Origin of the sequence: Dolichospermum sp. UHCC 0260 (genome assembly GCF_009711985.1) — a bacterium.
In the GTDB taxonomy this organism is placed as follows: domain Bacteria; phylum Cyanobacteriota; class Cyanobacteriia; order Cyanobacteriales; family Nostocaceae; genus Dolichospermum; species Dolichospermum lemmermannii.
Genome location: NZ_VIKZ01000006.1, coordinates 93,319 through 108,353, shown reverse-complemented (window position 1 = coordinate 108,353; position 15,035 = coordinate 93,319). Strand labels below are relative to the sequence as shown.

At 35.9% G+C, this 15,035-nt stretch carries 7 protein-coding genes; 3 read left to right on the top strand and 4 right to left on the bottom strand.

The window, feature by feature from the left end:
- The first annotated feature begins 231 nt into the window (after positions 1 to 231).
- Positions 232 to 1,002: a glucosamine-6-phosphate deaminase gene (locus tag FJR08_RS04375; RefSeq protein ID WP_168632284.1), complete on the top strand. Its 771-nt coding sequence runs from the start codon at positions 232 to 234 to the stop codon at positions 1,000 to 1,002.
- Between the two features lie 42 nt (positions 1,003 to 1,044).
- Here the strand turns inward: FJR08_RS04375 and FJR08_RS04370 are convergent, their stop codons facing one another.
- The 4 genes from FJR08_RS04370 to FJR08_RS04355 all read right to left on the bottom strand — a co-directional run bounded on the left by FJR08_RS04370 (position 1,045) and on the right by FJR08_RS04355 (position 4,964).
- On the bottom strand, positions 1,045 to 1,740 hold the full coding sequence (locus FJR08_RS04370) for a DevA family ABC transporter ATP-binding protein (RefSeq protein WP_015078579.1): 696 nt from the start codon (positions 1,738 to 1,740) through the stop codon (positions 1,045 to 1,047).
- 6 nt (positions 1,741 to 1,746) lie between these two features.
- The gene (gene devC, locus FJR08_RS04365; RefSeq protein ID WP_168632283.1) at positions 1,747 to 2,922 is read right to left on the bottom strand and encodes an ABC transporter permease DevC; all 1,176 of its coding nucleotides are present in this window, start codon (positions 2,920 to 2,922) and stop codon (positions 1,747 to 1,749) included.
- Positions 2,923 to 3,060: 138 nt separating this feature from the next.
- Complete coding sequence (locus FJR08_RS04360) at positions 3,061 to 4,263, bottom strand: ABC exporter membrane fusion protein (RefSeq protein ID WP_168632282.1); 1,203 nt, start codon at positions 4,261 to 4,263, stop codon at positions 3,061 to 3,063.
- A gap of 371 nt (positions 4,264 to 4,634) precedes the next feature.
- Entirely contained in the window at positions 4,635 to 4,964 is a 330-nt protein-coding gene (locus FJR08_RS04355) for a hypothetical protein (protein WP_168632281.1), read from the bottom strand.
- Between the two features lie 897 nt (positions 4,965 to 5,861).
- On the opposite strand from FJR08_RS04355, the gene FJR08_RS04350 reads away from it, so the two are divergent.
- Positions 5,862 to 12,209, top strand: coding sequence for a type I polyketide synthase (locus FJR08_RS04350; protein ID WP_168632280.1), 6,348 nt, complete (start codon positions 5,862 to 5,864; stop codon positions 12,207 to 12,209).
- 114 nt (positions 12,210 to 12,323) lie between these two features.
- Positions 12,324 to 15,008 carry a PfaB family protein gene (locus tag FJR08_RS04345; RefSeq protein WP_168632279.1) on the top strand — a complete coding sequence of 895 codons (2,685 nt, stop codon included), beginning with the start codon at positions 12,324 to 12,326 and terminating at the stop codon, positions 15,006 to 15,008.
- Positions 15,009 to 15,035 lie beyond the last annotated feature (27 nt).

The window sequence follows — 15,035 nt, the reverse complement described above, 5'->3', positions numbered from 1 at the left end:
TAACTATGATTTGTGTGATTGATTTGATTGATTACAACAATCAGGGTTCAAGCTGCGGAAATGAATTTCTAAATCATAACTATGATTTGTGTGATTGATTTGATTGAGATGATTGATTACAACAATCAGGGTTGAGGATACTGACAAATTCTTTGCTAAATCATCAGCTATTTGACAGGCTTTTTGCCTGTCTTTTTTTATAATTGATAATTAGTAATTGGGAGTAAACAAATGATAGAACCTAGCAAATCTTTTTATGTTGATCATCTATTGGTAGAGGTTTATGCTTCTGAAATGGAAATGTCAGAAAGTGTGGCTAAAATCACACATCAATATTTACAAAATCTGCTTGATAAACAGGATACAGTTGCAATTTTATTAGCTACAGGAAATTCCCAAATTCGATTTTTGGAGGCTTTAATTGCTTTAGAGGGAATAGATTGGTCACGGATAATTTTATTTCATTTAGATGAATATTTGGGAATTACATCCGATCATCCTGCTAGTTTTCGGCGTTATTTGCGGGAACGGGTCGAAGAAAAGGTGTGTCCCCAACAATTTTATTATATAGCAGGGGATACATTACAACCAATAGCCGAATGCGATCGCTATACTCGACTCTTAGAAAATCAACCTATTGACCTATGTTTTTTAGGTATTGGGGAAAATGGACATTTAGCATTTAATGATCCAGCGGTGGCAGATTTTCAAGATCCTGCTAAAGTTAAACTTGTCAAACTGGATCATGTTAACCGTCAACAACAAGTAAATACAGCATATTTTGCCAATTTAGCAGATGTTCCTCAATACGCATTTACTGTGACTATTCCCATGATTTGTCATGCTAAAAAAATAATTTGTTTAGCACCAGCAACCAGAAAAGCCCAAGTAGTTAAAACTCTGTTAACAGGAAATATCACTACTAATTGTCCAGCTTCTATTTTACGTCAACAACCCCAAGCTACTTTATTTTTAGATGTTAATTCTGCTAGTTTACTATAACTAGATCCCCGACTTCTTTAAGAAGTTGGGAATCTAAATAAATCAATCATGTTGGATTAAATAACCATCTTCCATATTAATGATTCTGTCAGCAATATCTAAAATTCGGTTATCGTGGGTAACAATTAAAATGGTGCAATCTTGTTCTTTTGCTAATTGCTGCATTAAATTAACCACATCTCTTCCTGATTTACTATCTAAAGCCGCCGTAGGTTCATCAGCTAAGACTAACTTAGGATGACTCACCAAAGCCCGCGCAATGGCTACTCGTTGCTTTTGTCCCCCGGAAAGATCGGAGGGGTAATAATTAATTCTATCTCCCAATTTCACAGCCTGGAGCATTGTTTCTGATTGGATATAAGATTCCCATTGAGAAATATTGCGTTGTAATTCCAAAGACATTTGCACATTTTGCATAGCTGTGAGGAAATCTAGTAAATTATGAGCTTGAAAAATATAGCCAATTTGTCGCCGTACCTGGACTAATTCTTCATTACTAGCACCTAATAATTCCTGTCCATTAAATTTTAAACTTCCCTCTTGGACAGAACGCAAACCACCAATTAATGTTAATAAAGTAGTTTTTCCTGAACCAGATGGTCCAGTCATAATCACAATTTCTCCAGCTTTGATAGTTAAATTAATATCAAACAAAGTTTGAGTTCGTAATTTACTATGACCAAAGTAATGATTAAGATTTGTGATTTTCAAAATATTGGCATCAGGTAAATATTGCATTATTAGTTAATTAAAGATTTCTGCTGGATCTACTTTACGGAGTTTATTGGTAGAAAAGAAACCAGAAGTTAAGCACATAATAATCACAGAAGTGAATACTAATAACCCCTTACTTAAATCCATAACAATTGGTAATTTAGTTGCATCTTTAGCAATATCATATAGTCCTAGAGAGATAGCAAAACCGGGAATAAAACCCAAGACAGCTAAAATTATAGCTTGCTGAAATACGACATTTAAAAGATATTTATTTCTAAATCCCATAGCTTTAAGTGTCGCAAATTGGACAAAATGAGTTGATATATTACTATAAAGGATTTGATAAACAACAATTACACCAACCACAAAACCCATCATTACCATTAAATTAAATACAAATCCAATTGGTGTTCTTAATGTCCAATAGCTTTTTTCAAAGTCAATAAATTCTTGGCGTGTCATTACCGTGACATCTTTTGGTAAACTATTAGATAAAGTTGTGAGAATTGTTTGGGGGTTAACATTAGGTTTTAGATGAATTAAGCCTATATCTATTTGATTTGATCTATGTTCTGGAAAGATTTTAAAAAAAGTAGAAGAACTGACTATTAAATTACCATCCACACCAAAGGAAGGCCCAAGAGTAAATAAACCACTAACTTTAACTTTATAACCAATAGTTCCCAAATAACTAAATATTTCCATACCTATAGGTTGATTTTTTTGAAAATATTCAGCAATTGGTCCAAATTCTGGCCGCGCTGCGCGGTCAAAAAATACTTGATCAGGAATTTTTAGTAATTGAAAATCTTGATCTACTTCTGGTAATGTAAAGATAGATTTTACCGGATCAAATCCTAGAATGTAAATAGGATATTTGCGGCCATTAATGGGATTTTTGAGTTTAGCAAATTGGACATATAAAGGTTCAACAGATTCTATGCCGTTAAAACCTAATATTTGATATAAACGACTACGAGGAAAGCTTTGAGTAGAAGTCAAAGATTTATATTGGGAACTAATTAAAAACAAATCACCTCGCAGGTGTTTATGGACTTGAGTAGCACTAGAATAAAGAGCATCCTGAAACCCAATTTGCATAAACATCAACACAGAAATAAAAGCAATCCCAGCCAATGCTACAAAAAAGCGCACTTTTTGTTTTATCAATTGTAGCCAAGGCAAAGGTATATTTAAAATCATGTTTTACCTCCTATTCCTTATATAAATGCACCCCACCCCGCAAGCGAGGAGGGGACTATGATGTATCTCATTCAAGTGCATACCGCTATATAAATCATCCAAATCAAATTAATCAGACAAATCATAGTTCAGACTTTGTTATATTTTAATAAGTGCCTGTACCTGTAAATTAGTTAAACTAGAAACTCGTTGATTATCTGCCGAGTTGTCAATGCGAATTTTCACATCAACTATTTTGTTATCTGTATCTGAACCGGGATTAGTATTGAAGATATTTTGTCTACCAATTTGTAAACCAATATCTGCGACAGTTCCCTTTAATTTTCCGCTAAAAGCCTCACTGGTGATAGTTACTGATTGACCTAAACGAACTTTTTTAATATCAGTTTCGTAGACTTCTGCAACTACATACATTTGTTGAGTTTGTCCTAGTTCTACTATGCCTTTATTGCCAATTATTTCTCCTGGCCAAGTATTAATTTTTAGAACTTGAGCATCAATAGGGGAACGGATAGAACTTAAATTTAGCTCGGCTTGAGCTTGTTGAACAGATGCTATAGCACTTTTTACATTTGCTTGAGCTAGTTGCACATCTGTGGGGCGAATTTCGGCAATACTATTAAGTCTAGCTTGAGATTCAGTTAACTGTTTTTGCAAAGTTTCTATAGTTCGTTTTAGACTAGCATTAGCTTCATTAAGTTGTTGTTGCACAGTATCCCGGCGTAATCTTTTAGTATCTGCATCAGAAGCAGAAATAGCACCATCTTGATATAATTTCTGATAGCGTTGATTTTCGGTTTCTGAATTTTTTAGTTCAGCTTCTAAACGAGAAATTGTAGCTTTTTGAGTAGAAACTGATCCTCGTAAATCAGCTTCTAAACGAGAAATTGTGGCTTTTTGGGCTGAAATATCCCCTCCTTTTGCCCCTGCTTCTACTTGTTGAAGATTCGCTCGACTAACTTCTACTTGTCGGTTTGCTTTTTCTAAAGCTGCAAGATTAGGTATATAATTATCAAGAATTGCTACTAATTGTCCTTGACGAATTTTATCTCCTTTTTTAACTAGGAGTTGATTAACTCTTATCCCTGTTTGAGAATTAGGTGCGGAGAGACGAATTACTTCTCCTTGGGGTTCTAAACGCCCTAAAGCAGCAACAGCAGTAATAGTAGGGGCTGAAATGGGAGAAATAGAAGATATGGTCGGGGATGATTTAGACGTTTTCTGAAAATATGAAAGGCTATAGATAGATATTATGCTAGTAGCTATAACTCCAGCACTTCCTAACATTATCGGCCACAAACTCATAGGTTTTGTGAATGAGTGCTTTTCTTTGTGTACCATAATTTTGTCTTTTAAATTAGGAAATATGACAATATTTCTGACTCTAAATTAGAGACAGAAAAGCCATTACACTTGATAGCATCTCTTGATAACCTTATCTGGTTCAGTTAAGAAAAAAGTAGGTTGGGTTAAGTGGCAGCACCACCCAACATTATCAATCATTTTGTTGGGTTTCCTGCCGTCAACTCAACCTACATAATTAACTGAACTGGATTAATTGATAACCTTAATATCCAACAAAATACAACTAATCAAAAATTCTTTACTTTGGTTGACTAAATGGAAAGTTACATAAAATACTTAAATACTAAAATTCTGCCAGGTAATTGGTAATTAGTTGCTGACTATTACCAATTACCATGATCAAAATTTTATTTATTTAACACAACCTCTTTCTCTTTTTTCTTCCGCATGATTGCCAAATATTCGCTGCGGGTTCCGTCTACTCGATAATGATCACAAATTTGACAAAGTTTGAGAAAATCCAAGCGACTGAAGATTTTTTGATGTTCAATAGCGTTGTCATTCCGCCACCGCCAGAATGTGGTTCTATCAATTCGACGATTGCTTTCAGGCCATCTTCTCCGTGATAGAAAATCTACTAATTCATCTTCATGAAATGAGTAACCTTTTGGTAATTTGAGGAGTTGTTCTCGTAACTCATTCAGCGGGATGAGTGGATCTAATTCAGATAGTCTCATGCCAGCAATTCCTTGTAGTTTTTGTAATTCCAATATTGCAGAAGCCAAATAATGCAATAACGTTTAATTGACTAATTTTATGCTCGAAGACTGTTTGAAATTCACAGTCTAAATTTCCCTGATTTAATAATTTAGAGTAAACTTATTTTTTGAGAATTTCAACCTATATGCAACAGATTGTTTCATAGAACCTTGTTTATCGCACTATCTGGGATTTGTAAAAATCGCAAGCCTCAAATTTTTAATTCTTTAAATAGAGGATTACTAATTTTGCATTATCTCAAATTTAGGACTTAAGTTGATGAAAAAATATATTTTTAACTCCTGAGATATATTTAATAGTGATCTATTTTACAAAGGTGAAAAAATATTTCTGGAGATAGATGTAAAAAATAACTATTTAGCATTAGAAACTAATGAACAATAATTACATATTGCACATTCTATTTTTATCCAGAGAATTTGTTATTCTTAGTTATTGTAAAATAAAGTTTTCAATAAGTTGGAACTAATAATATGCAATCTCTATGCAACTTTTGTCAAAATGGCTAAAACTTAGATAATAATTAGTGTATTGGATAAGCAAAGATATTTCTGCGACGACTCTATCAATTTTACATCTGCAAGACTTTTATAAAGTTGCACGTAAGTTGCTTATGAGTTGCAATAGGGTTGTCACCAAACTCAGATTAATATAGGCGGAAATTTAATTTATAGTCTGGAGGATTAATCAGACTATTTCATATTTAATCGCCACAATATTTATCAATAATTTATGTCGAGTTCAGATTTCAATACTGTTAAGAATGAAAATCAATTCTAGCTTAGTTTAATTTAGTCAAAAAACAAGCTGCTATTCACCTCTATATTGCTCGATCAAAAGAGGGAAATATGATCATGGCTGCTTCCAAATTTGAAGCTGCTTTTGCACAGTTGCAATCTGAAATTAGTAACTGTGAAAAGTCTGTACTCAAGATGATAAAGGTTAAAAAAAATATGCCTGATACCACAAAGATGAAAAATGAAATTAATGCTAAATTGCGAACAACTAATGTAGCAATTGTTGGGATGGCTTCTATTTTTCCCCAGGCGAAGAATTTACAGGAATACTGGGAAAATATTATTCAGAAAGTGGATTGTATTACTGATGTTCCGGCTTCCCGTTGGCAAATAGATGATTATTATGATCCTGACCCCAAAGCAGCGGATAAGACCTATTGTAAACGGGGTGGTTTTTTACCAGATATTGATTTTAATCCCATGGAATTTGGCTTACCTCCTAATATTTTGGAGGTGACAGATATTTCTCAATTACTCGGTTTGGTAGTGGCAAAAGAGGCATTAGAAGATGCTGGTTATGGGACATCTCGCCAATTTAATCACGAACGAACAGGAGTAATATTAGGAGTAGCAATTGGTAGACAATTGGCTGTTCCTTTAGGTGCAAGATTGCAAGATCCACTTTGGAAAAAAGTTCTCAAAAATAGTGGTTTATCAGACGAAGATAGCCAGAAAATTATTGAAAAACTCAAAAGTGGATATGTGCAATGGGACGAAAATGCCTTCCCCGGAATGTTAGCTAATGTGATTTCTGGACGTATCGCCAACCGTCTGGATTTGGGCGGAATGAATTGCGTAGTGGATGCAGCCTGTGCGAGTTCTTTGGGTGCATTAAGAATGGCTATTAGCGAGTTAGTGGAACATCGCGCCGACATGATGATAACTGGCGGGGTGGATACGGATAACTCAATTTTCGCCTATATGTGCTTCAGTAAAACCCCTGCTGTTTCCCCTGGAGAAAAGGTAAGACCCTTTGATACTGATGCAGATGGAATGCTATTAGGCGAAGGCGTGGGAATGCTGGTACTTAAACGCCTAGAAGATGCCCAACGAGATGGCGATCGCATCTATGCAGTCATTAAAGGGATGGGCAGTTCTAGCGATGGCAAGTATAAAAGTATTTACGCACCTCGCGCAGAAGGACAAATTAGTTCTTTGGTTCGTGCCTATACAGATGCAGGTGTTTCCCCTGCTAGTGTAGGATTAATCGAAGCACATGGCACGGGAACGATGGTAGGAGATCCTACAGAATTTACATCTATTACCAGCGTTTTTGGCGAAAATAACCCGAAAAAACAGCATATTGCTTTGGGAACTGTCAAATCTCAAATTGGACATACTAAGGCGGCGGCTGGTGCAGCTAGTCTCATCAAAGCGGCTTTAGCGTTGCACCACAAAGTCTTACCACCGACGATCAATGTCAGTAAACCCCATCCTAAACTGAATATTGAGAACTCCCCATTTTATTTAAATACGGAAACTAGACCTTGGGTAAGTCATCCTACCCAACCAAGAAGGGCAGGAGTCAGTGCTTTTGGCTTTGGTGGTACAAATTATCACGTTGTCCTGGAAGAATACGAGCATGAACATCATCACCCTTACCGTTTACACCATAGGCCAGAATCCTTACTGCTATTTGCCCCCACCCCTTCAGAGTTGTTATCTCGTTGTCAACAAATCCAGCAACAATTACAGATTGAGGGTAAAGAAAGACACTATCAACAATTAATTACTGATTCTCAAACCAGGAAAATTCCCGTTAATTATGCCAGAATGGGCTTTGTAGCTAATGATTTAGCGCAAGCTGAGGAATTACTAAAAATTGCGATTGCAGGGCTAAAACAGAAGCCTGAAGCCGAATCCTGGGAACATCCTCAAGGGATTTACTACCGTCAAAAGGGGATAAATCCGACAAGTAAAGTAGTGGCTTTGTTTTCTGGACAAGGTTCACAATACTTAGAAATGGGGCGGGAGTTGGTGATGAATTTTCCCTGCTTGCGCCAAACCTATACGCACATGGATAGCCTTTTGTGTGAGGACGGGTTACAGCCCTTGTCAACGGTAGTATTTCCTCAGCCTGTTTTTGATGAAGCACAAAAGCAAATTCAGTTAGCAACATTGCAAAAAACTGAATATGCACAACCAGCAATTGGAGTATTTAGTGCGGGTTTATATAAAATTTTGCAACAAGCTGGATTTAAACCTGATTTTGTTGCTGGTCATAGCTTTGGTGAATTAACAGCTTTGTGGGTTGCAGGTGTATTAAATGAAGAAGATTATTTGTTCTTAGCAAAAGCTAGAGGACAAGCTATGGCTGCACCGGCAAATCCCAATTTTGATGCTGGAGGAATGTTAGCCGTTAAAGGAGATATTCAGCAGATAACGGAAGTAATTAAAAAGTTTCCCCAGGTAGCAGTTGCTAATAAAAATTCTCAGCACCAAATAGTATTAGCTGGGAAGAAAGAGGAAATTAGTCAAGTCCAAGATATTCTCAAAAAACAAGGTTTTACTACTTTTCTATTAGGAGTTTCCGCAGCATTTCATACACCATTAGTATCTCATGCTCAAAAACCTTTTGCCCAAGCTGTTGAAAAAGCAAATTTCAACGAAGCACAAATTCCCGTTTATACTAATGTTACAGGTGGCTGTTATCCTCAAGAACCCCACGCTATCCAAAAAATCCTCAAAGAACAATTGTTCAATCAGGTATTATTTCAGCAGGAGATTGAAAATATTTATGCTGCTGGTGGTTATTGTTTTGTGGAATTTGGTCCTAAAAATGTGCTTACCAATTTGGTAAAAGAGATTTTAAATGATCAACCCCATATAGCTATAGCTGTAAATCCAAATCATACCAAAAATAGCGACAAAACTCTTCGACAAGCCATAGTTCAATTGCAGGTAGCTGGGTTATCTTTGCAAAATTTAGATCCCTATCAAGTCGTAACTAAAATTCCCGAAATTCCTCAACAAAAAGTTTTGAATGTGCGGTTAAATAGTACCAATATTACCGAAAGAACTCAAAAAGCCTTTGCGAAAGCTTTAGAAAATGGTCATCATGTAGGAGTGATATCTTCCCAACCAACAATTAACGAAAATCATCAACCACAGGGTAACGAAAAGCCTCCAACTTCACTCAACGGTAAATTAGAACAAGTAGAAATTCACCCTCAAAATTCTGAAAAAGTTATTCACAGCTTAGAAAATTTCATCACAGAATTTAGCCAGCAACAACGGGATATTATCCATGTTCATGAACAATCTTTGCAAAATCAAACAGAATACACAAAGACATTTTCTCAATTAATGCAGCAGCAGTATTCATTATTGGGAAATAATGAACCTACAGAACATCAATCTCAAACTCAGCAACTAGCAATTTCCAATTCTGAACAGAACATGATGCGGTTTCATGATCATCAAGGTGATACCCTCCGCATTCATGAACAATATCTCAAATATCAACATGAATATACCCAAAATTACTTTCAACTTCTGCAAAAACATTTTCATTTACTGACTTCAGAAAATAAAGTCATCAATTATGTAAATCATCCTCAACCCACTTTTTCTCCCCAAATTCAACAAGACTTAGAAAATGATCAAAAAACCGACTTATCTCCAGATCTTCCTCTCTGTGCCGCCGCGCCTCTGCGTGAAGAAAAAATCATCCCAAATATAGATAAAGCCACCCTTAGTCAAACTCTACTAAACGTTGTCAGTGATAAAACAGGCTACCCAGTAGAAATGTTAGAACTGTCAATGGATATGGAAGCAGATTTAGGAATTGATTCTATCAAACGAGTCGAAATTTTAGGAGGTTTATTAGAAATATATCCCGACTTACCTAAACCCAACCTCGAAGAAATTGGAGAATTGAGAACTTTGGCCGAAATTGCCACTTATATGCAGCAACAAGCCCAGGGAATTTCTAATTTATTGACTGAAGAAATAGTAGAGATCACAACAACCACATTTCCGCCAAATATCCGCCGCAGTATTGCCAAATTACAGCAACTTCCCACACCTGATAGTTTAGAATTTTCTCTTCCTGAAAACCACATTGTATTAATAACTGATGATGGTTCTTCTGCTACTGAAAAATTAGCAGAAAGTTTGACAGCTAAAGGTTGGAAAACTGTAGTTTTAAGTTTCCCTGGAATTGATTCAAATATTCATAAAGGAATCAATAGAGTAGTTTTAACTGATTGGAATGAAGAAAATTTACAACAACAGTTAGAACAGATTGCTGATAATTATGGTACTGTAGCTGCATTTATTCATCTCCACCCAGCAACACCATTAGACATAGATAAATCCATTCTGCGTCACGTCTTCTTAATCGCTAAATACCTGAAAGAACCACTCAACAAAGCCGCAAAATTTGGCCGCAGTTGTTTTATTAACGTTGCGCGTTTAGATGGTGAATTTGGATTAGGAGAAACCCATGATTTTAGTGCAATTTCTGGAGGATTATTCGGACTTAGCAAGAGTATTAATCAAGAATGGGAAAATGTATTTTGTCGTTCCCTTGATTTAAATCCAGAAATAGATCCAGAAACATCTGTAAAACATATCCTCGCGGAAATTCATGATTCAAACTTGTTGATTCAAGAAGTAGGATATAGCAAAAAAGGAAGAGTCACTTTAATTGCAGACTTCAGCCCATTACCAACTACTAATTCTCAAAGAGAGATTACCAAAGATCAAGTTTTTCTAGTTAGTGGTGGTGCAAAAGGAATCACAGCCCAATGTGTCATTAAAATCGCCCAGCAATATCAATGTAAATTTATTCTTTTAGGGCGTTCCAGTCCAGAACCTGAACCAGTTTGGGCAGAAAATTGCGAAAATGAAGCAGAATTAAAACAGCGGATTTTAGAAAATTTCCAAGCCCAAGGGGAAAAAGCAACACCAATAATGGTACAGAAAAAGTATCAAGCAATTTCCTCACAGCGAGAAATTCAAAGTACTCTTAAAGCCATTGAACAAGCAGGAGGAAAAGCAGAATATCTGAGTGTAGATATTACCGACACAGTATTACTAGAATCAAAACTTGCAGATGTAATTGAACGTTTTGGGGCGATAACTGGCATAATTCATGGTGCAGGAAACTTAGCTGATAAACGCATTGAAAAAAAATCAATTCAGGATTTTGAAAATGTTTATGCAGCTAAAGTTAAAGGTTTAGAAAATCTTCTACGGTGTGTACCAGCGAGTCAATTGGAATATTTAGTTTTGTTTTCTTCTGTGGTGGGATTTTATGGCAATGTGGGACAATCAGATTATGCCATAGCCAATGAAATCCTGAACAAATCTGCCCATTTAATTAAACATAATTACCCCAATTGTCATGTCATGGCTATTAACTGGGGTCCCTGGGAAAGTGGCATGGTATCATCAGAACTAAAGAAAGCTTTTGCAGAAAGAGGAATTGAAGTTATTCCCGTAGAGACAGGAACGGAAATATTAGTTAATGAACTAACTACCGCTAATCAAGACACAGTTCAATTAGTGATTGGTAGTCCCTTAATTTATGTTCCTGCAACCTTATCCAATGAGTTAAAAACCTATCGAATTAACCGCCAATTAACATTAGCCGAAAACCCATTTTTACATGATCATGTTATCCTCGGTCGTCCCGTACTTCCTGCCACCTGTGGGTTATTATGGATGACTAATGCTTGTGAACAACTCTATCCTGGATTTACAGCCTTTGGTTCTCCCAATTTCAAAGTTTTAAAAGGCATAGTTTTTGATGAAACCTCAACAAATGAATATGTTTTAGAAATTCAGGAACTTGCGAAACATGAAAATCAGAAAATAGAATTTTCTGCTAAAATTAGTAGTAAGACATCAGACGGAAAAGTCCGCTATCATTTCAGCACAAATCTAATTCTCAAACGAGAAATTCCCACACCTCCTAATTATGTAAACCTGAACTTTAATCAGGATGAAAATCTCCTCAAAACCAATCAAGAATTATATCAAGTAAATGCTTCTAGCCTATTTCATGGAGTCACCTTTCAAGGTGTAAAATCAGTTTTAAATACCAGCCCTAGTCAGATAACGATTGAATGCTACTTACCAGAACCCACAGCACAACAACAGGGACAATTCCCAGTGCAAACATTCAATTCCTACATAGCAGATGTCCAGATTCATTCGCTCTGGATTTGGACACAACATTTTCATCAAGTTGGATGTTTACCATCAGAAATTAAGAACTTTGAACAATTTGCAAAAGTGCCTTTTGGTGAGACATTTTATGTGACTTGTGAAGTGCAATCAAAGACAGAATCATCGGTGGTTACAGATGTGATTACCTATGGTCATCAAGGACAAATTTATAATCGCATGATTGGTGCTAAAGGAACAATTCTACCTCGACAAATAGTCAAAGATTAGATTTTTTTCACGCAGAGACGCAGAGGCACGGAGAGAATTAAGAGTGTATTTATCTGCAAATATTTTTTCTGTGTCCTCTGTTTCGGTTAGTTTATAAAAAAATGGAGAATCATAATGAAATCAATTGCACAGAATCAAAAGTTAGCAATTGTCGGTATGGATTGTTTTGTGAGTAGTTCACCAACATTAAATAAGTTTGAACGTCTGATTTATGAAGGTAAGCAAAATTCAGTTACATCTGAAAATTATCAGCAAACTCCTTTAAGTCGAGAGGTGATCAATTCTGCGCTGGAAGATGCTAAAATTCAACCAGATATAAAGATAGCTTTAATCATCATTTCTCCCACAGAAAATTCTGCTAAATTAGCTAATTATATTTCTGCTGAATTAGCATTTTTTGCCGAAGAAAATTCGCTTTTATCAGCCTTGGATGTCAGTAAAAAATTATTAATTTCCCAACAAGTTGAGGCTGTTTTAATTGTCGGGATAGATAAGAATTACCCGATAGAAATTAATCCGACTGGATATGCTTTCAGTTATGACGAAAAAGCTCAGAGGATCATAAAAACAGCAGGTGCTGCCGCAGTAGTATTACAACTGTATGAAACAGCCAAGCAACGAAATCATTGCATCTATGCAGTCATTGATGGTTTGAGTGTAGTGAAAGATGCTCCAAATCATCCAGAAACTGTTAAGCAAGCTTGTCAAGAGGCGTTTCAAATAGCAGATGTTAATGCCGCAGATATTGGTTATTTGGAAGTTGTTGCTAGTGGGATTCCTAACGCAGATATAGCGGAAATTCAAGGTTTAATATCGGCTTATCAGACAGGGGCAGAAAATCTGAGTTGTGCCCTGGGTAGTGTGAAAGCAAATATTGGCAATACACAAGCCTCTGCGGGCATATTTAGCCTCATTAAAACCGCACTTTGTTTATATTATCGTTATATTCCCGGTGTTCCCCAATGGTTCAATCCTAAACAGCCAGAAATTTGGCACGGAAGCCCCTTTTATGTAGCCGTAGAATCAAAACCTTGGTTTTTAGAACCTGGTGCGACTAAAAGAATAGCTGCGGTAAATATAATGGAAGAAGATAATATTTATGGACATTTAATTTTGTCAGAAGAAATCAGCCAGATAGAACGCAGTAGTCAATATTTAGCAGAAATGTCCTATTATTTATTTCCCATTGCGGCTGATGATCGTGCTTCTTTATTAACACAAATTACCGCACTTCAACAAAGTCTCACAGATGTTTCTTCTCTATCACAACTTGCTAGTGATTATTTCCAAAAATATCAGCAATATCAACAATCAACTTACGCTTTAGCAATTCTTTCACGACATCCAGAAGAATTAAAACGAGAAATTGAAAGGGCAATTCAGGGAGTGAAAATTGCTTTTGCTACTGGCAAAGATTGGCAAACTCCTCTTGGTAGTTATTTTACAGTTAATCCCCAAGGAAAAAAAGGTCATGTTGCGTTTGTTTATCCTGGTTCTTTTACTTCTTATATAGGAATAGGACGAAATATTTTCCGTCTTTTCCCTCAACTCTATGATGATGTTGTCGTTAAAAGCGTTTATAATCGAGCCGCTGACATTGAAAAATTTATCTATCCTCGCAGCATTAATAAATTATCAAAAAGACAACTAGAAACTATAGAACAAAAATTAATAAATGATCCAGTTTCTATGCTCGAATGGGAAGTTGGTTTAGCGAGATTAATGACAGTAATGCTGAAAAATTACTTTCGCATTCAGTCCCCCTATGCTTTTGGATATAGCCTTGGTGAAACTAGCATGATGTTAGCACAAGGGGTCTGGACTAGCTTTAAAAGTACCAGTGATTATTTGAATTCATCCCCTTTATTTAAAACCCGGCTATCTGGTCAAAAAAATGCAGTTCGTCAGCATTGGGGATTACCTTTAATTCATACAGGTAAAAGCGAAGAATTTTGGAGTAACTATATTTTGATATGTTCCTCTTCCCTAGTCCAAGAAGTTCTAAAAAATGAAAGTCGGGTTTATATCGTTTTAATTAATACACCTGAAGAAGTCATTATTGCTGGTGAAACTCAAGCTTGTGAAAGAGTTATTCAAACATTAAAATGTGACGCTTTTCCAACATCAATTAATCATGTAATTCATTGTGAACCAATGCACTCTGAATATGATGAATTAGTAAAAGTCAATACCTTACCTAGCCAAGCAAATTCAAAAGCAATTTTCTACTCTGCGGCAGAATACGCACCCATGAAAATTGATAGTAATTCAATAGGCAAAAATATTGCTAAAGCCCTTTGTCACCAACTTGATTTTCCTCGCTTAGTTAATCGTGCCTACAATGATAATATCAGAATCTTTATTGAAGTTGGTGTTGGTAGTAACTGTAGTCGGTGGATTAGCGAAATTCTCAAAGACAAAGAACATCTAGCTGTATCTCTAAATAGAAGAGGTGTAGATGATCATACCTCCATTATTAAAGCCTTAGCCAAGCTGTTTAGTCATCGAGTTGAATTGGATTTATCACCTTTATATTCTTTTCCCAACATCAAATTGGATCAAGATAATGCTTGCGAAAATCAGTCATCTTTTCCAGATACTTCCTTATTAAATTATGAACACAAAATAAAATCCACCCCTAATTATAAAAGTTTAAATGATCATCATGTCCGGCTGGCTAAAGCACACGGATTTTTATTAAAGTCCCGGCAAACATCACTTCAACAACTTAGTCTCTTTCTCCAGCAGCAATTAGATTTGTACAAAAAAATGGTGATCCAAGTTAGAAAAGAAAAGTAGAAATACAGAGTAATTCTTGTGAATCTA

Excerpts from the sequence above, each read along its gene's own strand:
- FJR08_RS04370 (WP_015078579.1), bottom strand. The coding sequence starts at position 1,740 with ATGCAATATTTACCTGATGCCAATATTTTGAAAATCACAAATCTTAAT.
- FJR08_RS04355 (WP_168632281.1), bottom strand. The coding sequence starts at position 4,964 with ATGAGACTATCTGAATTAGATCCACTCATCCCGCTGAATGAGTTACGA.
- FJR08_RS04345 (WP_168632279.1), top strand. The coding sequence starts at position 12,324 with ATGAAATCAATTGCACAGAATCAAAAGTTAGCAATTGTCGGTATGGAT.
- devC (WP_168632283.1), bottom strand. The coding sequence starts at position 2,922 with ATGATTTTAAATATACCTTTGCCTTGGCTACAATTGATAAAACAAAAA.
- FJR08_RS04360 (WP_168632282.1), bottom strand. The coding sequence starts at position 4,263 with ATGGTACACAAAGAAAAGCACTCATTCACAAAACCTATGAGTTTGTGG.
- FJR08_RS04350 (WP_168632280.1), top strand. The coding sequence starts at position 5,862 with ATGGCTGCTTCCAAATTTGAAGCTGCTTTTGCACAGTTGCAATCTGAA.
- FJR08_RS04375 (WP_168632284.1), top strand. The coding sequence starts at position 232 with ATGATAGAACCTAGCAAATCTTTTTATGTTGATCATCTATTGGTAGAG.